22 protein-coding genes are annotated in these 18864 nt (G+C 71.7%); 13 read left to right on the top strand and 9 right to left on the bottom strand.

The genetic code is table 11. The annotated features are described in order from the left end of the window. Nucleotides 1-7 precede the first annotated feature (7 nt). Complete coding sequence (locus IE94_RS0102110) at nucleotides 8-1573, bottom strand: beta-N-acetylhexosaminidase (RefSeq protein WP_030145606.1); 1566 nt, start codon at nucleotides 1571-1573, stop codon at nucleotides 8-10. A 281-nt stretch (nucleotides 1574-1854) separates the two neighbouring features. On the opposite strand from IE94_RS0102110, the gene IE94_RS0102105 reads away from it, so the two are divergent. The 10 genes from IE94_RS0102105 (at nucleotide 1855) to IE94_RS0102060 (ending at nucleotide 9003) form a co-directional block, all read left to right on the top strand. Continuing rightward, entirely contained in the window at nucleotides 1855-2349 is a 495-nt protein-coding gene (locus tag IE94_RS0102105) for a 2-oxo-4-hydroxy-4-carboxy-5-ureidoimidazoline decarboxylase (protein WP_037921452.1), read from the top strand. Nucleotides 2350-2609: 260 nt separating this feature from the next. Next, on the top strand, nucleotides 2610-2990 hold the full coding sequence (gene sdhC / locus IE94_RS0102100; RefSeq protein WP_003974113.1) for a succinate dehydrogenase, cytochrome b556 subunit: 381 nt from the start codon (nucleotides 2610-2612) through the stop codon (nucleotides 2988-2990). A gap of 5 nt (nucleotides 2991-2995) precedes the next feature. Then, a complete protein-coding gene (locus IE94_RS0102095; RefSeq protein WP_030145603.1) occupies nucleotides 2996-3478 on the top strand; it encodes a succinate dehydrogenase hydrophobic membrane anchor subunit in 483 nt (160 codons plus the stop codon). A 19-nt stretch (nucleotides 3479-3497) separates the two neighbouring features. Then, nucleotides 3498-5252: a succinate dehydrogenase flavoprotein subunit gene (gene sdhA / locus IE94_RS0102090; protein ID WP_030145602.1), complete on the top strand. Its 1755-nt coding sequence runs from the start codon at nucleotides 3498-3500 to the stop codon at nucleotides 5250-5252. Next, complete coding sequence (locus IE94_RS0102085) at nucleotides 5252-6025, top strand: succinate dehydrogenase iron-sulfur subunit (protein ID WP_030145601.1); 774 nt, start codon at nucleotides 5252-5254, stop codon at nucleotides 6023-6025. Before sdhA ends, IE94_RS0102085 begins: the two co-directional genes overlap by 1 nt. A 164-nt stretch (nucleotides 6026-6189) precedes the next feature. Further along, nucleotides 6190-6810, top strand: coding sequence for a Uma2 family endonuclease (locus IE94_RS0102080; protein ID WP_030145600.1), 621 nt, complete (start codon nucleotides 6190-6192; stop codon nucleotides 6808-6810). A gap of 41 nt (nucleotides 6811-6851) precedes the next feature. Then, complete coding sequence (locus tag IE94_RS0102075) at nucleotides 6852-7262, top strand: VOC family protein (protein WP_030145599.1); 411 nt, start codon at nucleotides 6852-6854, stop codon at nucleotides 7260-7262. An 85-nt stretch (nucleotides 7263-7347) separates the two neighbouring features. Then, nucleotides 7348-7755 carry a hypothetical protein gene (locus tag IE94_RS0102070; RefSeq protein WP_030145598.1) on the top strand — a complete coding sequence of 136 codons (408 nt, stop codon included), beginning with the start codon at nucleotides 7348-7350 and terminating at the stop codon, nucleotides 7753-7755. 4 nt (nucleotides 7756-7759) lie between these two features. Continuing rightward, a complete protein-coding gene (locus IE94_RS0102065) occupies nucleotides 7760-8248 on the top strand; it encodes a thiol-disulfide oxidoreductase DCC family protein (RefSeq protein WP_030145597.1) in 489 nt (162 codons plus the stop codon). Between the two features lie 11 nt (nucleotides 8249-8259). After that, nucleotides 8260-9003: a TetR/AcrR family transcriptional regulator gene (locus tag IE94_RS0102060; RefSeq protein WP_030145596.1), complete on the top strand. Its 744-nt coding sequence runs from the start codon at nucleotides 8260-8262 to the stop codon at nucleotides 9001-9003. Here the strand turns inward: IE94_RS0102060 and IE94_RS0102055 are convergent. Together IE94_RS0102055 and IE94_RS0102050 are read right to left on the bottom strand one after the other, a co-directional pair. Further along, a complete protein-coding gene (locus IE94_RS0102055; protein ID WP_030145595.1) occupies nucleotides 8994-10304 on the bottom strand; it encodes a metallophosphoesterase in 1311 nt (436 codons plus the stop codon). The two genes, IE94_RS0102060 and IE94_RS0102055, sit on opposite strands and share 10 nt — an antisense overlap. 54 nt (nucleotides 10305-10358) lie before the next feature. After that, nucleotides 10359-10598: an SCO4848 family membrane protein gene (locus tag IE94_RS0102050; protein ID WP_030145594.1), complete on the bottom strand. Its 240-nt coding sequence runs from the start codon at nucleotides 10596-10598 to the stop codon at nucleotides 10359-10361. 91 nt (nucleotides 10599-10689) lie between these two features. Between IE94_RS0102050 and IE94_RS0102045 the strand changes: the two genes are divergently transcribed. After that, on the top strand, nucleotides 10690-11964 hold the full coding sequence (locus tag IE94_RS0102045) for a D-alanyl-D-alanine carboxypeptidase family protein (RefSeq protein ID WP_030145593.1): 1275 nt from the start codon (nucleotides 10690-10692) through the stop codon (nucleotides 11962-11964). Here IE94_RS0102045 and IE94_RS0102040 read toward each other — a convergent pair. Genes IE94_RS0102040 through IE94_RS0102025 form a run of 4 tightly spaced genes read right to left on the bottom strand, consistent with a single transcriptional unit; the run spans nucleotide 11912 to nucleotide 14772 of the window. Beyond that, a complete protein-coding gene (locus IE94_RS0102040; RefSeq protein WP_245235151.1) occupies nucleotides 11912-12844 on the bottom strand; it encodes a YihY/virulence factor BrkB family protein in 933 nt (310 codons plus the stop codon). The genes IE94_RS0102045 and IE94_RS0102040 overlap by 53 nt on opposite strands. Continuing rightward, on the bottom strand, nucleotides 12832-13323 hold the full coding sequence (locus tag IE94_RS0102035; protein ID WP_030145591.1) for a GtrA family protein: 492 nt from the start codon (nucleotides 13321-13323) through the stop codon (nucleotides 12832-12834). Before IE94_RS0102035 ends, IE94_RS0102040 begins: the two co-directional genes overlap by 13 nt. After that, nucleotides 13317-14270, bottom strand: coding sequence for a decaprenyl-phosphate phosphoribosyltransferase (locus IE94_RS0102030; RefSeq protein WP_030145590.1), 954 nt, complete (start codon nucleotides 14268-14270; stop codon nucleotides 13317-13319). The genes IE94_RS0102035 and IE94_RS0102030 overlap by 7 nt, the downstream gene beginning before the upstream one ends. Beyond that, nucleotides 14263-14772, bottom strand: coding sequence for a phosphatase PAP2 family protein (locus tag IE94_RS0102025; RefSeq protein ID WP_030145589.1), 510 nt, complete (start codon nucleotides 14770-14772; stop codon nucleotides 14263-14265). Before IE94_RS0102025 ends, IE94_RS0102030 begins: the two co-directional genes overlap by 8 nt. Before the next feature lie 142 nt (nucleotides 14773-14914). Here IE94_RS0102025 and dprE1 point away from each other — a divergent pair, with 142 nt between their 5' ends. Further along, complete coding sequence (dprE1, locus tag IE94_RS0102020; protein WP_030145588.1) at nucleotides 14915-16288, top strand: decaprenylphosphoryl-beta-D-ribose oxidase; 1374 nt, start codon at nucleotides 14915-14917, stop codon at nucleotides 16286-16288. Nucleotides 16289-16323: 35 nt separating this feature from the next. Next, a complete protein-coding gene (gene dprE2 / locus IE94_RS0102015; RefSeq protein ID WP_030145587.1) occupies nucleotides 16324-17079 on the top strand; it encodes a decaprenylphospho-beta-D-erythro-pentofuranosid-2-ulose 2-reductase in 756 nt (251 codons plus the stop codon). 7 nt (nucleotides 17080-17086) lie between these two features. Here dprE2 and IE94_RS0102010 read toward each other — a convergent pair whose 3' ends face one another. Next, entirely contained in the window at nucleotides 17087-17665 is a 579-nt protein-coding gene (locus IE94_RS0102010) for a 2'-5' RNA ligase family protein (protein WP_030145586.1), read from the bottom strand. Between the two features lie 157 nt (nucleotides 17666-17822). Further along, complete coding sequence (gene trpS, locus IE94_RS0102005; protein WP_106977706.1) at nucleotides 17823-18842, bottom strand: tryptophan--tRNA ligase; 1020 nt, start codon at nucleotides 18840-18842, stop codon at nucleotides 17823-17825. Nucleotides 18843-18864 lie beyond the last annotated feature (22 nt).

The raw sequence follows: 18864 nt of genomic DNA, 5'->3' as shown, positions 1-18864 counted from the left end.
GGCCGCGTCAGTCGAGCCGGTCCGCCAGCGACGTGAACTCCGCCCAGGACAGCTCGGGCTTGCCGGGGTCCCACAGCTTCTGGACCGTCGCGGCCAGCGGCAGCCGGATGCCCTCGGCGACCTGGGCCTGGGTCTGGGCGTTCGGGAAGTCGCCCCAGACGGCGAAGCTGCCGCCGAGTATCTGCCGGTCGTACTTGGCGTCGACGGCCGTGGTGCCGCGCAGGACGCGCGGGGTCCACTGCTCGTAGATGCGCTCGCCGGTCGGGTAGACGAAGGTCTGCGGCTGGCCGAGGACGTAGTAGAGGAACTCGTCGTTGTAGTTGAGGACCTGGCGGCCCTCGCTCAGGTACTCCGTCGGCGGGCGGGCGCCGATCTCCTTGCCGGTCCAGTAGGCGACCTTGATGTCCTTGAGCGGCTCGACGGACGTGTCCTTGAAGAAGCCGTCGTTCCAGGCGCGCGGGGTGCGGTGGTGGGCCATGACCGTCTTGGCCCGGCCGTTGAGCCAGCCCGTGGTCAGGTCGGCGACGGTGCCGCCGGAGCCGTAGGACTTGCGGGCGGCGGCGGCCAGCGTCGGGTAGGACGCCTCGGGGTCGGGCACCACCAGCGCCTGGTACTCGTCGGCGCCGAGGTGGAACTGGGAGCCGGGGAAGAGGTCGGCGTACTCGTCCAGCAGGTCGTCGACGATCTTCGCGGCCTCCGGCTTGGAGATGTCGATGGCGCCGCGGGTGGGCGTGCCCTGCGCGTTGCGGAGCTGGAGGTCGGGGTGGGCGGCGATCACGGCGCCCAGGTGGCCCGGCGAGTCGATCTCGGGGACGACGGTGATGTGGCGCGAGGCGGCGAGATCGATGATCTCCTTCGTCTCGGCCTTGGTCAGGTGCTCGTCCGAGACGATCTCGGGGTGCGAGTCGGACTCGATGCGGAAGGCCTGGTCGTCGGAGAAGTGCAGGCCCAACTCGTTGAACTTGAGGTCGCCCAGCTCCCGGATCCGGTCCTTGATCCAGTCGGCGCTGTAGTGCTTGCGGGCGATGTCGAGCGAGAAGCCGCGCTTGGGCTTGGCCGGCTCGTCCTTCACCACGCCCTCCGGCGCGGTGCCGCCGCCGGCCACCGCCTGCTTCAGGGTGCGGGTGCCGTAGTAGACGCCCGCTTCGGCGGGTCCGGTGACGGTGACCCGGCCGTCGCGCACGGTCATGGTGTACGACTCCGGGTTCGCGCCCTTGTCGGCCTTGACGTCGAGGAGCAGGTCCCCGGCGCGTTCGTCGTCCTTCTGGCCGGCGTACGTCATGCCCAGCTCGCCGGCGGTCTGCCTGCCCTCGTCGGCGAGCGAGGCGTCGGCGACGACGACCCGGTGCCCCTTGCCGGGCTGCCAGCCGGGGCCGCGGGCCGCGGTGTGCTCGCGCACGGCGGGTATGGTGCGCGGCGCCTCGGACAGCGGGTAGGAGCGGCTGGGGCTGGGCGCGGCCGCCTCGGCCGACCCGGTCGCCGAGCCGCCCCGGCGGTCGCCCTCACCGTCGCCGTCGGTGGCCCACAGGCCGACCCCCACGCCGAGCGCGGCGACCACCGCGCCGGCGATCACGGCCCGCTGCCTCACTCTGTGCGCCGGTGTCCGGCCTCTGTGCTGGCTCACAGCGCCAACCTAGGGCCGCCGTTGCCGTCATGCGTCCACCACATGTTCTGAAACTCTCCCGTTCGGGTGAAATTCGGGCATCGGACGGACGCGCGTTGCCGTCACTCGATAACGTGACGCCACATCCTTCGCACAATCCCCTGCCGACACACACGTGAAGCCCACAAGGACCCACGCTGCCTGCGTACCGTCTCCCAGACCTCCCCCGCCGAGTGGCCATACCGGTACCGGTGCAAACACGCGCCGCACCGGCCACGGCCACCCCGCTGGAGCGCTTCAACACGGCACCCGCCGACGAGGCCGCCCAGACCCTCCTCGCCTGCCTGAACAGCCGCGCCTGGGCCCACCGCCTCACCGCCCACCGCCCCTACCCCGACCTTCCCGCCCTCCTGGCGGCGGCGGACGAGGCGGCGTACGACCTCTCCCCGGACGACCTGGCGGAGGCCCTGACCGCGGAGTCCCGGCCCGCCCTGCCGGAGGACACCTACGCGGCGGCCCACACGGCCCTGAGCGCCGCCCACGCGGCCTACGAGTCCCGCTTCGGACACGTGTTCGTCATCAGCCTGGCCGGTCTGAGTCCGGACGAGACGCTGAACCACCTGCTGGCAGCCATCCGGTCACGTTTGATTAACGACCTGGACGAAGAACGCCTGGTAGCGGCAGAAGAACTCCGGCACCTGGCAAGAGGCAGACTGATCAGCACGCTCAGGGGCGCGGGGCTGTGATCAGCGGCTCCGCCGCGGGGCGCGACCAGCCACGGACGGCCCGCACCCGGCATTCAAGGACAAAACCCCACCCCAGTAGCCGCCCCCGCAGCAACCCCACTGCTCCTTTGAGTGCAACTTTGATCACACCGGCAGGCCCCCTGTAAGCACCGCAGGTACACGTCGCTACCATGCTGGGGGCCGGTGGACCGTACCCGGCCGGGCCCGACCGACAAGGAAAGCCGGCGCGGCCCCAATCCCCGCTCCCGGAGGAAATTTCCGTGCCGGCTGGAACGCTGTACCGCGGCCGGGAAGGAATGTGGTCCTGGGTGGCTCACCGAGTCACCGGCGTCCTCATCTTCTTCTTCCTGTTCGTTCACGTGCTGGACACCGCTCTCGTGCGGGTGTCCCCCGAGGCCTACGACACCGTCGTGGCCACGTACAAGACGCCGATCGTCGCGCTGCTGGAGTACGGCCTCGTCGCCGCCATCCTCTTCCACGCGCTCAACGGCCTGCGTGTCATCGCCGTCGACTTCTGGGTCAAGGGCGCCCGCTACCAGAAGCAGATGCTCTGGACCGTCGTCGCCCTGTGGGTCGTGCTGATGCTCGGGGCGATCTACCCCGTCCTCGGCCACGCCGCTCGTGAACTGTTCGGGAGCTGACGCCAATGTCCACGACTGAATCCCCCGCTTCCGGGATCGGCCCCGTCGAGGGCGCCTCCCTCTACACGGTCGACAACCCGGCGCCGCTCATCGAGGCGCCCCGCGCCCGCACGAAGAAGACCCCGAAGTCCACCCGGGGCAACTTCGAGATGGCCGCCTGGCTCTTCATGCGCCTGTCCGGCGTGGTGCTGGTCGTCCTGGTGCTCGGCCACCTGCTGATCCAGCTGGTGCTCGACGGCGGCGTCTCCAAGATCGGCTTCGCCTTCGTGGCGGGCCGCTGGGCCTCGCCGTTCTGGCAGGTCTGGGACCTGCTGATGCTCTGGCTCGCGATGCTGCACGGCGCGAACGGCCTGCGCACGGTCATCAACGACTACGCGGAGCGCCCCAACACCCGGCTGTGGCTCAAGGGCCTGCTCTACACCGCCACGGTGTTCACCATCCTGCTGGGCACGCTGGTGATCTTCACCTTCGACCCGAACATCCGCTAGGCACGGGGCTGCGAAAATCATGAAGGTACACAAGTACGACACCGTCATCGTCGGCGCCGGTGGCGCCGGCATGCGCGCGGCCATCGAGTCGACCAAGCGCAGCCGCACCGCCGTGCTGACGAAGCTCTACCCCACCCGCTCCCACACGGGCGCCGCGCAGGGCGGCATGGCCGCCGCGCTGGCCAACGTGGAGGAGGACAACTGGGAGTGGCACACCTTCGACACGGTCAAGGGCGGTGACTACCTGGTCGACCAGGACGCCGCCGAGATCCTGGCGAAGGAGGCCATCGACTCGGTCCTCGACCTGGAGAAGATGGGCCTGCCGTTCAACCGGACGCCGGGCGGGACGATCGACCAGCGCCGCTTCGGCGGTCACAGCCGCAACCACGGCGAGGCCCCGGTCCGCCGCTCCTGTTACGCGGCCGACCGCACCGGTCACATGATCCTCCAGACGCTCTATCAGAACTGTGTCAAGGAGGGCGTGGAGTTCTTCAACGAGTTCTACGTCCTGGACCAGCTGATCACCGAGGTCGACGGCGTCAAGAAGTCGGCCGGTGTGGTGGCCTACGAGCTGGCGACCGGCGAGATCCACGTCTTCCAGGCGAAGTCCGTGATCTACGCCTCCGGCGGCACCGGCAAGTTCTTCAAGGTGACGTCCAACGCGCACACGCTCACCGGTGACGGCCAGGCGGCCGTGTACCGGCGCGGACTGCCGCTGGAGGACATGGAGTTCTTCCAGTTCCACCCGACCGGCATCTGGCGCATGGGCATCCTGCTGACGGAGGGCGCCCGCGGTGAGGGCGGCATCCTCCGCAACAAGGACGGCGAGCGCTTCATGGAGAAGTACGCGCCGGTCATGAAGGACCTCGCCTCCCGCGACGTCGTCTCACGCTCCATCTACACGGAGATCCGCGAGGGCCGCGGCTGCGGTCCCGAGGGCGACCACGTCTACCTGGACCTCACCCACCTCCCGCCGGAGCAGCTGGACGCCAAGCTGCCCGACATCACGGAGTTCGCGCGGACCTACCTCGGCATCGAGCCCTACACGGACCCGATCCCGATCCAGCCGACCGCGCACTACGCCATGGGCGGCATCCCGACCAACGTCGAGGGCGAGGTCCTCGCGGACAACACCACCGTCGTCCCGGGCCTGTACGCGGCCGGCGAGGTCGCCTGCGTCTCCGTGCACGGCGCCAACCGCCTGGGCACCAACTCGCTGCTCGACATCAACGTCTTCGGCCGCCGCGCGGGCATCGCCGCCGCGGAGTACGCGCAGAAGGCGGACTTCGTCGAGCTGCCCGAGGACCCGGAGTCCCAGGTCGTCGAGCAGATCGAGCGGCTGCGCTCGTCCACCGGCACCGAGCGGGTGGCGACGATCCGCCGCGAGCTCCAGGAGTGCATGGACGCCAACGTCATGGTGTTCCGCACCGAGCAGACGATCAAGACGGCCGTCGAGAAGATCGCCGAACTGCGCGCCCGCTACAAGAACGTGTCGATCCAGGACAAGGGCCGGCGCTTCAACACCGACCTGCTGGAGGCCGTCGAGCTGGGCAACCTGCTCGACCTGGCCGAGGTGATGGCGGTGTCCGCCCTCGCCCGCAAGGAGTCGCGCGGCGGTCACTACCGCGAGGACTTCCCCAACCGCGACGATGTCAACTTCATGCGCCACACCATGGCGTACCGCGAGGTGGGCGACGACGGCGCCGAGTCCATCCGGCTCGACTACAAGCCGGTCGTCCAGACCCGCTACCAGCCGATGGAGCGTAAGTACTGATGGCTACCCCTGTCATGGAGAAGAGCGACCAGGCCCCCGAGCCGGGCTTCGCCGACTCCCCCTACATCACGGTCACCTTCCGCGTCCGGAGGTTCAACCCCGAGGTCGCCGCCGAGGCGAGCTGGGAGGACTTCCAGCTGGAGATCGACCCGAAGGAGCGCGTCCTCGACGCGCTGCACAAGATCAAGTGGGACCTGGACGGAAGCCTGACCTTCCGCCGCTCCTGCGCGCACGGCATCTGCGGCTCGGACGCCATGCGGATCAACGGCAAGAACCGCCTCGCCTGCAAGACGCTGATCAAGGACCTCAGCCCCGAGAAGCCGATCACGGTCGAGCCCATCAAGGGCCTGACGGTCCTCAAGGACCTGGTCGTCGACATGGAGCCGTTCTTCCAGGCGTACCGGGACGTGATGCCCTTCCTGATCACGAAGGACACCAACGAGCCGACGCGTGAGCGCCTCCAGAGCGCCGAGGACCGCGAGCGCTTCGACGACACGACCAAGTGCATCCTGTGCGCCGCCTGCACGTCCTCGTGCCCGGTGTTCTGGAACGACGGCCAGTACTTCGGCCCGGCCGCGATCGTCAACGCCCACCGCTTCATCTTCGACTCGCGCGACGAGGCCGGCGAGCAGCGGCTGGAGATCCTGAACGACCGCGACGGCGTGTGGCGCTGCCGTACGACCTTCAACTGCACGGACGCCTGCCCGCGCGGCATCGAGGTCACCAAGGCCATCGCGGAGGTGAAGCGAGCGCTGATCACGCGCCGCTTCTGACGCCGCCGGTGTACGCCGGTTCACAGCCGCGAGGGCCCCGTTTCCCCTGGAAGCGGGGCCCTCTGGCATATGCCACACCATCGGGTGAACCCGTCGGAACGGGACGTGCGGCTACCCTCCGTCCTACGATGATGGCCTCGACACCAGCCCCTAGGAGGCACGCGATGTCCGCAGCATCCGTAGAGCTGCCCCACGGCGACCTTCCGCTGATCGCGGAGGCGAACCGCCTCATGGAGCGCAATCCGGGCTACCGCGTCGAGATCATCGGAGGCCAGCTCCTCGCGACCCCGCCACCGGACGGCCCGCACTCGCGCGTCCTGACCAAACTCATGCGCCCGTTCATCACGGCGGGCCTTGATGACGGCGAATCCGAAGTTCGCCAGGGCATCGGTCTCTGGCTGCCCATGGACGCCGACGACTACGCGATTCCCGACCTGGCGATCGTGGACGCCGACGTCGACGACCACCTCGTCGAGAACAACTGCTACGACCCGGTCTGCTTCCGTCTCGTCCTGGAGGTCACCTCCAGCAACTGGAGGAACGACCTCAAGGCCAAGGTCACCGCCTACGCCGCCGCCATGGTCCCCGTCTACGTGATCGTCGACCGCAAGCACCAGCGCCTGCACGTCCTCACCGCCCCGGACTGCGCCGACTACTCCACCCACCGCGTCCACTCCCCGGGCGAGTCCGTCACCCTCCCCGACTCTCTCGGTGCCGAGGTCACGTTGGACGTCGCCGCGATCCTTGCCGCCGGACGGACGAAGAGCGCGCCCGACGAGGGCTGACAATCAGCCGATCCGGGCGATGACCGTCCTAGCCTGACGCCATGTCAGATGACGAGTCGTACGAACTGCTCGGGTTCGACAACGTGCTGCTGCCCGTCGGGGACCTCGCCGAGGCCGTCGGGTTCTACGAGCGGGCCGGGTTCCCGGTCGCCTACCGGCTCGACGAGGCCGGGATCGCCCTGCTGAAGGTCGGCGTCGAGACGCCGGGGCTGCTGCTGCGGGCGGAGGAGGAGTTCGGGCGGCAGCCGCCGATGTGGCCCTCCGCGCGGGTGTGGCTGGAGGTCACCGACGCCCGGGTCGCCGCCCGCGAACTGAAGGACGCCGGGGTGCCGCCGCTGGACGAGCCGTTCCCCGTGGCCACCGGCTGGACCGTCGAGTTCGCCGACCCGTGGGGCAACGTCATCGGCCTCACGGACTACTCCAAGCGCCCGGAGCTGGGCCGCCGCCCCTGAGAAGAACCCCCGCTTGAACGTGTTCAAAAACAGGTCTACAGTCAGTCCTGTCAGCGTTTTGAACGCGTTCAAGGAGGGGTGGGGCATGGACCGCACCGTCATCGCCTACGTCATCTACCTGGCCGTCAGCATCGGTCTGACCGTCTGGGTGGCCCGCACGCTCAGCCGCAACGGACGGGTCTTCCTCTCCGACGTCCTGCACGGCAACGAGAAGCTCGCGGACGCCGTGAACCACCTCCTGGTGGTCGGCTTCTACCTCGTGAACCTCGGCTTCGTCGCCCTCTACCTGAGCGGCGACGAGACCATCACCGACACCCGGGGCATCTTCGAGGCGCTGTCGACCAAGCTCGGCGTGGTGCTGCTGGTGCTCGGCGTGATGCACCTGGGCAACGTGTACGTGCTCAACAAGATCCGGCGGCGCGGCCTGATGGAGCGGGAGCAGGTGCCCCCGGTCCCGCCGCAGGGCTGGGTGGCCCCGACGGCCGGGGCCTGAGCCGATGGCTCCCGCTCCCGGGACGACGGCCGGCGCCCCCGTGCGCCGGCTCACCGTCCTCTACGACGCCGAGTGCTCCCTGTGCGTCCACGTACGGGACTGGCTGCTGCGCCAGCCCCGGCTGGTGCCGCTGGAGCTGGTCCCGGCCGCGTCGGAGGAGGCGCGCAGGCGCTTCCACGGGCTCGACCACGGGGCCACCCTGGACGAGGTCACCGCGGTGGGCGACGCCGGGCAGGTCTACCGGGGCGCCGCCGCCTGGGTCGTCGTCCTGTGGGCGCTGCGCGGGTACCGCAGCCTCGCCCACCGGCTCAGCACGCCCAAGGGCGCCTGGCTGGCCCGGGGGGCCGTCCTGGCCGCCGCCAAGTGGCGGGGCGGGCAGCGGCAGTGGGGAGGCAACGGGTACCGCCGGGCCGACGGCTGGGTGTACGAGCCGGGGCTGGGGTGGATCTACGCCGGGCCGGGCTGTGCCGACGGCGCCTGCGCCACTGGATAGGCTCTGGACCCGTGCCTGCGACCCACGGCCCCGACGACGGCGCCCACCTCAGCAAGTCCGAGCAGACCCGCGCGCTGATCCTGGAGACGGCCATGCGGCTGTTCCAGGAACGCGGTTACGACCGGACCACGATGCGGGCCATCGCCCAGGAGGCCGGGGTCTCCGTCGGCAACGCGTACTACTACTTCGCCGGCAAGGAACACCTGATCCAGGGCTTCTACGACCGGATCGCCGCCGAGCACCAGGCGGCGGTCCGCGAGGTCCTGGCCAGGGAGACCGACCTGGAGGCGCGGCTGGCGGGCGTGCTGAAGGTCTGGCTGGACATCGCCACGCCGTACCACGAGTTCGCGGTGCAGTTCTTCAAGAACGCCGCCGACCCGGACAGCCCGCTCAGCCCCTTCTCCCCGGAGTCGGAACACGCGCGCGTGGAGGCCATCAGCATCCACCGCGCGGTGCTCGCCGGAGCGAAGACCAAGGTGCCCGAGGAGCTGCGGGACATCCTGCCCGAGCTGATGTGGCTCTCCCAGATGGGCCTCGTCCTGTACTGGATCTTCGACCGCACCGAGGGCCGCGAGCGCAGCTACCGCCTCGCCGAGCGCGGCGCCCGCCTCACCGCGCGGGGCGTGGTGCTGGCCCGCTTCCGGGTGCTGCGCCCGCTGGTGCGCGAGGTGCACGAGCTGTTCACGGACTTCCTGCCGGGGATGACCAAGGTCTTCCCCGACCCTGCCACCAGGAAGCCGCCGGGTCAGGCCTGACGGGAGGCCAGCTCGACCACCGTGATGTCCGAGGGCGCCCCCACGCGGGTGGGCGGGCCCCAGGCACCCGCGCCGCGGCTGACGTACAGCTGGGTGTCGCCGTAGCGCTCCAGGCCCGCCAGCGTCGGGTTGGCGGCGCCCGCGACGAGGTTGCCGGGCCAGAGCTGGCCGCCGTGGGTGTGGCCGGAGAGCTGGAGGTCGACGCCGTGGTCGACGGCGTCGTGGATCTGCACCGGCTGGTGGGCGAGCAGCACACAGGCGCGGGAGCGGTCCCGGTCGCCGAGGGCCTTGGCGTAGTCGGGGCCCTGGCCCTCGTCCTCGCCCGCGACGTCGTTGACGCCGGCCAGGTCGAAGTGGGGCAGCTCGGTGCGGGCGTTCTCCAGCGGGAGCAGCCCGAGCCGCCGCACCTCGGCGACCCACTGCTCGGCGCCGGAGAAGTACTCGTGGTTGCCGGTGACGAAGTAGGCGCCGTGCCGGGCCCTGAGCCGCGAGAGCGGGGCGGCGGCCGGGCCGAGGTCCTTCACGCTGCCGTCGACCAGGTCGCCGACGACGGCGATCAGGTCGGGCTGCGTGGAGTTGATCGTGTCGACCACCTTCTGGGCGAAGCCCCGGCCGAGCACCGGGCCCAGGTGGATGTCGCTGACCACCGCGATGCGGAAACCGTGCGCCGCGCGCGGGAGCTTGGCCAGCGGCACGGTGACCCGCTTCACCTTCGGGCCGCTCAGCACGCCGTACGTGCCGTAGCCGACCGTTCCGACGGCCGCCGCGGCGGCGGCTCCGGCGACGACGCGGGAGACGAAGAGGCGGCGGGAGGGGAGGGCGAGGGGGCTCGCGGTCGCGCCCCCGGGAGCGGGGACCGGTGCCTCGGGAGCGTCAGGCGTGCCGGGCGTCTTCGGCGGGGCCGTCCCCGCCGGTATGCGCGAGGTGTCCGCCGCCGGGGAGACCGAGGGCTCCGCCTCCGCCGGGCGCCGCCTGGCGGCCCGGCGCTCCAGGAAGATCCGCAGCAGCGGCCGGACGACCTCGCCCACGAGCACCGCGAGCAGCAGGTAGATCGACAGGGCGAGCCACAGGAAGCCCGGCCAGGCGAGGACCCGCTGCAACCAGAAGGGGGCGCCCCCGCGCTCGGCGACCAGCGCGCCGACCGCCAGCAGCCAGCCCCCGGCGATCACCGCCGCGCCGATCCGGCGCACGGAGCCCGCGGCGCGGGTCGTGTCGCGGAACAGGCGCCGCCACACGTACCAGTTGGCCGTCACCAGGACGCCCACCATCACCACCGCGACCAGCACGAAGACGACCACCATGGCGTCGTATCCCCTCGGTTGTGACGCCCGGGGCGTCCGTGTCGTCCTCGTCGCCTATGACGTTCGGCGCAGTGCGCGCACCCCGCGCAACCCGATGCCCCCGATGACCGTCCCCCATACGAAGGAGACGATCGCGAGCAGCAGGTGCACCCAGAAGTACGCCGTCGGATCGCCGTCCTCGAAGGCGAGTCCGCTGCCGTCCTTGACCAGGTTTTTGACGAAAGTGATCCAGATGATCCAGCTCCACACCCCGAACGCGAGCAGGAACCAGGAGACGGGGCGGCTGAGCTTCATGCGTCAAGTATCGCCGCACGCCGTCCGGATCCGTGCGCGGGGTGGGGAGCGGAGTGGGACTCACCCGGTCGCGGGGGGTACGTTTCCGCTCGTGCCCGCTCCCAAGAAGGCCCTCAGGCGATCCCTGACGGTCACCTCCGCCGCCCTGACCGCTCTCGCCCTCCTCTCCCCCGCCGCGCTCGCCGCCCCCAGCCCGTCGGGGAGCCCGTCGGCGAGTCCGTCGGTCACTCCCCCGGCGTCGATGTCGGCGGTGGGCGGCGCGCGGCTCGGGAAGCCCGGCACGCAGGTGGACCTGGCGGGCGGGGCGCCCGTGCTGCCGAAGGACCTCACGGCCCGTTCATGGATCGTGGCGGACGCCGAGTCGGGCGACGTGCTGGCCGCGCACAACGCGCACTGGCGGCTGGCCCCGGCGAGCACCCTGAAGATGCTGTTCGCGGACACGCTGCTGCCGAAGTGGCCGAAGACGACGAAGCACAAGGTCGAGGTCTCCGACCTCGCGGGCATCGGCGCCGGGTCCAGCATGGTCGGCGTCAAGGAGGAGGAGACGTACACGGTCCACGACCTGTGGCTCGGCGTCTTCCTGCGGTCCGGCAACGACGCGGTGCACGTGCTGTCGGCGATGAACGGCGGCGTCGGCCAGACCGTCGCGGACATGAACGCGCACGCCGACGAACTCCAGGCCCTGGACACCACCGTGGTCAGCCCCGACGGCTACGACATGCCCGGGCAGGTCTCCTCCGCGTACGACCTGACGCTCTTCGCCCGTTCGGGGCTCCAGAAGAAGGACTTCCGCGAGTACGCCTCGACGGTCCGCGCGAAGTTCCCCGGCGAGACCACGAAGAACAAGAAGGGCAAGCCGTCCCGCGGGACCTTCGAGATCCAGAACACCAACCGGCTGCTGGCGGGCGACTCCGACGTGGAGGTCTACCCGGGCATCGCGGGGGTGAAGAACGGCAACACCACCAACGCGGGCGCCACCTTCACGGGCGTCGCCGAGCGCGGCGGCCGGGTGCTGCTCGTCACCGTGATGAACCCGGCGAAGAACGACCACAACGAGGTCTACAAGGAGACCGCCCGCCTGTTCGACTGGGGGTTCGCGGCGGCCGGCAAGGCGCGGCCGGTCGGTGAGCTGGTGGGGCCGAGGAGCGCCACCGCGGCGAGCCCCTCGGCCGAGGCCGGCGGCACCGGCAAGGGCGTCGCGGGCACCCAGCCGGTGGCGGGCGCCCAGACCGGGGGCGGCGCCGGAGGGGTCGGGGTCGCGGCCGGCATCGCCGCGGGGGTGCTGGTGCTGCTCGCGGGCGGCGCCTTCCTGGTCAACCGGAGGTGGCCGCTGCCGGACCTGGTCCGTCGCCGGACCCGTCCGTGACGTCCTCGTCGCCCGGCTCCCCCAGTTCCTGCGCCTTGCTGCCCGTCGCCGTCCAGGAGGCGCAGAACAGCACCAGTTTCGCGGTGAAGTTGATCCACAGCAGCAGGGCGACGGGGACGCCGAAGGCGCCGTACATGCTCTTCGCCGCGACGCCCTGGATGTAGCCGCTGAGCAGCAGCTTCAGCAGTTCGAAGCCGACCGCGCCGATCAGTGCGGCCACCACCAGGCGGCGGCGCTCGGGCTGGACGCCGGGCAGCAGGGTCAGCACGTACAGCAGCAGCAGGAAGTCGGCGAGCACGGCGACGGCGAAGGCGGCGACGTAGAGCAGGACGCCGCCGACACCGCCCTGGGCGAGGCCGATCGTGCGGATGATCCAGCCGACCAGCGCGGAGGCGACGGTGGAGATGCCGACGGTGATCAGCAGGGCGCCGCCGAGGCCGACGAGGACACCGGCGTCCTTGGCCCGGTGCAGGACCGGGTTCTCCTCCTCGTCGGGCAGCTCCCACACGGCCCGCAGACAGCCCCGGGTGGCCTCGATCCAGCCCATGCCGGTGAACAGCAGCAGGAGTGCGGAGATCACCCCGACGGTGCCGGCGTTGTCGACGAGGCCCTGGATGTTCAGCTGGTCGGAGATGCCGGGGATCTGCTCGGCGAGCTTGTCCTGGAGCTTGTCCTGCTGCTGCTTGCTGAGCGTGGCGGCGGCCACGGCGGCGGCCAGGCTCAGCAGCGGGAAGAGCGCGACGAAGCTGGTGAAGGTCATGGCGGCGGCCAGCCGCGACCACTTCACCCGGTCGAGCCGCTCGTAGGAGCGCCACGCGTGGGTGGTCATCAGGCGGGCGATCCACGGTCCCACGACGGGGAGCTTCTTCAGCCAGTCCATGATCCGACCCTGCCCCCGTTCGTCCCGTTCCATGATCCCGTCCGGCCACCGGATCCGCCGCCGCCCCCGGCTGCGGCGGCCCCGGACCGGAAGACCAGTGTTCTTGTGCCCCAGAAGCGCAGGATCGTGCCCAGGACCATGCCGACCCCGGCGCCGGAGACCGTGTCGGCGTGCTGCGAGGTGAGGCCGAGCCCGTAGTGGCTGACGGCCAGGCAGAGCAGCTGGACGGCGGCGCCGGCGGCGTTCACGGCGAAGAACACGGCGCAGGGGCGCAGGCCGCGGGTACCGGTGTGCCGGTAGGTGCCCAGCGCGTTGCCCGCGTAGGCGACCGAGCACCCGGCGACGAAGGAGAGCGTCTTGGCGGTGAGCGGACCGAGGCCGGCCGGGCCGCGCAGGCAGGTGAAGAGGCCGAGGTCGACGGCGTAGGCGAGCAGACCGACACAGGCGAACCCCAGCAGTTCGCGCCGGGCGGCTACCAATTGGCCACCGCCAGGCCGTACATCGCGAGCCAGACCACGCCGATCAGCGCGAGGGCGCGGTCGCGCAGCACGACGTCCTCGGGTTCGCCCGCGGTGCCGCGGTCGGCGAAGACGGCGTAGCGCAGCACGGCGAGGACGAAGGCGACCATGGAGAGCTGGCGCCAGGGCAGCACGCTGGTGTGCGGGACGCCGCCCTCCTCCATGGCCCACAGGCAGTAGCCGAGCACGGCGACACCGGCCGCGAGCTGCCAGACGAAGCGCAGGTAGCCGGTGGTGTACTCGGTGAGCAGGGCGCGCGTGGCGCCCCCCTTCCCGGCCATCTGCACGGCTTCGGAGTACCGCTTGGCGGCGACCATGAACAGGGCTCCGAAGCCGGTCGTGATGAGGAACCAGCGCGACAGGGGGATGCCGAGCGCGAGCCCGCCGATCATCGCGCGCATCAGGAATCCGGTGGTGACGACGGCGAGGTCGACGACCAGGACGTGCTTGAGGCTGACGCAGTACGCCAGTTGCATGGCGAGGTAGGCGGTCAGCAGGGCCGCGACGGGCGGGGGGCACAGCCAGGCGGCGAGGGCGGGCGCGAGGACACCCAGGACGCCCCCGACGGCGTAGGCGAGCGGCACCGGGACCTGTCCGGCGGCGACCGGGCGGTGCCGCTTGACGGGGTGGGCGCGGTCGGCCTCGGCGTCCCGGGCGTCGTTGACCAGGTAGACGGCGGCGGCGCAGGCGGTGAACAGGACGAAGACCAGGGCGAGCCGGCCCAGCGCGTGGGTGGAGAACAGCTCGCCGGCGGCGGCCGGGGCGGCGACGACCAGGACGTTCTTGACCCACTGACGGGGGCGCGCGGTGCGCAGCAGCCCGGCCGGGACGTGTCTCGCCCGGCGCGGCGGGGTGGTCCGCGGCGGCTGTTCGGGGGCGCGCTGACGCAGGACGGCGGTGTCAGTCACGGGTGCCTCCGCGCATCCAGCCGGTGCCGAGCCGGGCCGTGAGCGCGCCCAGGGCGGCGCCCGCGGCGACGTCGGAGGGGTAGTGGACGCCGACGACCAGCCGGGAGGCGCACACGGCGGCCGCGAGCGGCCAGGCGGCCCGCACCCCGAGCGTGCCGAAGACGACGGCGGCGGCCGCCGCCGAGGTGGCGTGGGAGCTGGGGAAGGAGTGCCGGCCCGCGGTGCGCACCAGGGGGACGACGTGCGCGGGGCGGGGGCGGCGCACGACCCGTTTCACGCCCATGCTGACGACGTGGGCGCCCGCGGTGAGGGCGGTGCCGCGCAGCCAGGCCGTGCGCCGGGGGGCGTCCACGGCGGCCGCGGCGAGGCCCGCCGCGAGCCACAGCGCCCCGTGCTCCCCCGCCCAGGACAGGGCGCGCGCGGCGCCGGCCACGCGCGGGTCGGTTCCGCAGGCCCTGAGCGCGCTGACGATCCGGTGGTCCATGTCGTCGAGGTCGTCCATGTGGACTCACTGTCCACGCCCGCGGCACGCGAAGGCGAGCACACCGGAGCGACATACCATTAATCACCCGTTTCAGGGATGCTCCGAATGTTTTGGAACTAATCATCCGCACATGGAGAGACGGGGCGATACGGTCACCGCCATGTCTGCCGACACCGTTCCCGACGCCGACTGGAGCACCGTCACCGGCTGGGGCCGTACGGCGCCCACGGGGGCGCTCGTCGTCCGGCCGCGGACGTACGAGGAGGCGGCCGTCGCCGTGCGGGACTGCGGGGCCCGCGGCGGCATCGCGCGGGGGCTCGGGCGGGCGTACGGGGACGCGGCGCAGAACGCGGGGGGTGCCGTGCTCGACATGACGGCCCTGGACCGCGTGCACGCCGTCGACGCCGCCGGCGGCACCGTGCTGTGCGACGCGGGTGTCTCCCTGCACCGGCTGATGGAGGTCCTGCTGCCGCTGGGCTGGTTCGTGCCGGTGACGCCCGGCACCCGCTACGTGACGGTCGGCGGGGCGATCGGCGCCGACATCCACGGCAAGAACCACCACGTGTCGGGGTCCTTCACCCGGCACGTGCTCTCCCTGGAGCTGCTCACCGCCGACGGCCGGGTCCGCACCGTCGCCCCGGGCACACCGCTGTTCGAGGCGACCGCGGGCGGCATGGGGCTGACCGGGGTGATCCTCACCGCGACGCTGCGGCTCCAGCCGGTCGAGACGGCGCTGATGTCGGTCGACACCGAACGGGCCGGCGACCTGGACGACCTGATGGCCCGGCTGACCGCCACCGACCACCGCTACCGCTACTCGGTCGCCTGGATCGACCTCCTCGCGCGCGGCCGGGCCACCGGCCGCGCGGTGCTCACCCGCGGCGACCACGCCCCGCTGGACGCGCTGCCCGCCCGTTCCCGCGTGCGGCGCTCACCGCTGGCCTTCCGCACCTCGCGCCTGCCGGCCGCCCCCGACCTGGTGCCGGACGGGCTGCTGGGCCGGACGACGGTGGGCCTGTTCAACGAGGTCTGGTACCGCAAGGCCCCCCGGTGCAGCCGGGGCCGCCTCCAGCGGATCTCCACCTTCTTCCACCCGCTGGACGGCGTCCCGCACTGGAACCGGGTCTACGGCCGCGGGGGCTTCGTGCAGTACCAGTTCGTGGTCGGGCACGGCCGGGAGGAGGCGCTGCGCCGGATCGTGCGGCGCATCTCCGCCCGCCGCTGCCCCTCCTTCCTCGCCGTCCTCAAGCGCTTCGGCGAGGCCGACCCGGGCTGGCTCTCCTTCCCCGTCCCGGGCTGGACCCTGGCCCTGGACATCCCGGCGGGCCTGCCGGGGCTCGGAGCCTTCCTGGACGAGCTGGACGAGGAGGTCGCGGACGCGGGCGGCCGGGTCTACCTCGCCAAGGACTCCCGGCTGCGCCCGGAGCTGCTCGCCGCGATGTACCCCCGCCTGGACGACTTCCGCGCCCTGCGCGCGGAGCTGGACCCGCGCGGGGTGTTCGTGTCCGACCTGGCCCGCCGCCTCGCCCTGTGACGCCCCTGCCACCACCGACATCTCTGGAGCCAGCCGTGAAGGACGCCTTCGGCCTCCCCCAGTCCCTCCTCGTCCTCGGCGGCACGTCCGAGATCGCGCTCGCCACCGTGCGCCGCCTGGTGGCCCGCCGCACCCGCACGGTGTGGCTCGCCGGGCGCCCCTCGCCCGGCCTGGACACCGCCGCCGAGCAGCTGCGCGGCCTCGGCGCCGAGGTGCGCACGGTCGCCTTCGACGCGCTGGACCCCGAGTCCCACGAGGCGGCGCTCGGCAAGGTGTTCGCCGAGGGCGACATCGACCTGGTGCTGCTGGCCTTCGGCATCCTGGGCGACCAGGCGCACGACGAGCGCGAGCCGCTGAACGCCGTACGGGTCGCGCAGACCAACTACACCGGCGCGGTCTCGGCCGGGCTGGTCGCCGCCCGTTCGCTCCAGGCGCAGGGGCACGGCTCGCTGGTGGTGCTCTCCTCCGTGGCCGGTGAGCGGGCCCGCCGCGCCAACTTCATCTACGGCTCCAGCAAGGCGGGCCTCGACGCCTTCGCGCAGGGGCTGGGCGACGCGCTGCACGGCACGGGCGTGCACGTCATGGTCGTACGGCCCGGGTTCGTGCGGTCGCGGATGACCGAGGGGATGGCCGAGGCGCCGCTCGCCACGACGCCCGAGGCGGTCGCCACGGCGATCGAGCTGGGGCTGCGGCGGCGCTCGGAGACGGTGTGGGTGCCGGGCGCGCTGCGGGTGGTGATGTCGGCGCTGCGGCACCTGCCGCGGACCGTGTTCCGGCGGCTGCCGGTGTGAGGCACGGCTACCGGGTGGGCAGGGAGCCGGTCTCCACGCGGCCGGCCTGCGGGGGCACGGTGGCGCTGCCGAAGGGGAACTCGCGCAGCTTGCGCCAGACCGCGTCGGGGCCCTGCTCGTACAGCGCGAAGCCGGTGCAGGGCCACTGGGCCTCGTAGTCGGACAGCTCCTCGAAGGCGCGGTCCATCGCCGCCTCGTCGATGCCGTGCGCCACGGTGACGTGCGGGTGGTACGGGAACTGCAGCTCGCGGGGAACCGGGCCGGACGCGTCGCGCACCCGCTTCTGCAGCCAGGAGCAGGCCGCCGCGCCCTCGACCACCTGGACGAAGACGACGGGCGAGAGGGGGCGGAAGGTCCCGGTGCCGGACAGCCGCATCGGGAAGGGCCGGCCGCGCGCCGCGACCTTGGCCAGGTGCGCCTCGACGGCGGGCAGCGACGCGCCGTCGACCTCGGTCGGCGGCAGCAGGGTGACGTGCGTGGGGATGCCGTGAGCAGCGGCGTCGCCGAAGCCCGCGCGCAGCTGCTGGAGCTTGCTGCCGTGAGGCTCCGGGACCGCGATCGACACGCCGATCGTTACGGTCCCCACTTCGTCTCCTGTCGTCACGTGTCGCTCGTTGTGTGTCGCGGTGTCGGACACCCGGATATCGACTGTACGGCCACCACCGTGCCGGGGGCAGGCGCAACCGGAGTGATGTGCAGCGCTACGGCGGCGTGCCGGGGCGCGTGGAGGGCGCCGGCGGGGCTCAGTGCTTGGCGGGGAGGAAGCCCACCGTGTCGTACGCCCGGGCGAGGGTCTCCGCGGCGACGGCCCTGGCCTTCTCCGCGCCCTTGGCGAGGATCGCGTCGAGCGTCTCCGGGTCGTCCAGGTACTGCAGGGTCCGCTCGCGGAAGGGGGTGACGAACTCCACGACGACGTCGGCGAGGTCCGTCTTCAGCGCGCCGTAGCCCTTGCCCTCGTACTTCCGCTCCAGCTCCGCGATCTCGGCGCCGGTGAGGGTGGAGTAGATCGACAGCAGGTTGCTGATGCCGGGCTTGTGCTCGCGGTCGAAGCGGATCACGGTGTCGGTGTCGGTGACCGCGCTCCTCACCTTCTTCGCGGTGGCCTTCGGCTCGTCCAGGAGGTTGATCAGGCCCTTCGGGGTGGCCGCCGACTTGCTCATCTTGGCGGTCGGGTCCTGGAGGTCGTAGATCTTCGCCGTCTCCTTGAGGATGTGGGCGCTCGGGACGGTGAAGGCGTCGCCGTAGGTCTGGTTGAAGCGGTCCGCGAGGTCGCGGGTCAGCTCCAGGTGCTGGCGCTGGTCCTCGCCGACGGGGACCTGGTCGGCCTGGTAGAGCAGGATGTCGGCGACCATCAGCATCGGGTAGGTGAACAGGCCGACGGTGGTGCGGTCGTTGCCCTGCTTGGCGGACTTGTCCTTGAACTGCGTCATCCGGGAGGCCTCGCCGAAGCCGGTGATGCAGTTCATCAGCCAGCCGAGCTGGGCGTGCTCGGGGACGTGGCTCTGCACGAACAGGGTGCAGCGGTCCGGGTCGAGGCCGGCCGCGAGGAGCTGGGCGGCGGCGACGCGGGTGTTCTCGCGCAGCTCCTTCGGGTCCTGCGGAACCGTGATCGCGTGCAGGTCGACGACCGTGTAGAACGCGTCGTGGGTGTCCTGCATGTCGACCCACTGGCGGACGGCGCCGAGGTAGTTGCCGAGGTGGAACGAGCCGGAGGTCGGCTGGATACCGGAGAGCACGCGGGGACGATCGTTGGCCATGTTCACCATTCTCTCAGGCCCCGCGGTG

This window comes from Streptomyces violaceorubidus (assembly GCF_000717995.1).
Lineage (GTDB): Bacteria > Actinomycetota > Actinomycetes > Streptomycetales > Streptomycetaceae > Streptomyces > Streptomyces violaceorubidus.
The sequence above is the reverse complement of the archived record's forward strand: the minus strand, read 5'-3'. Positions and strand labels throughout refer to the sequence as shown.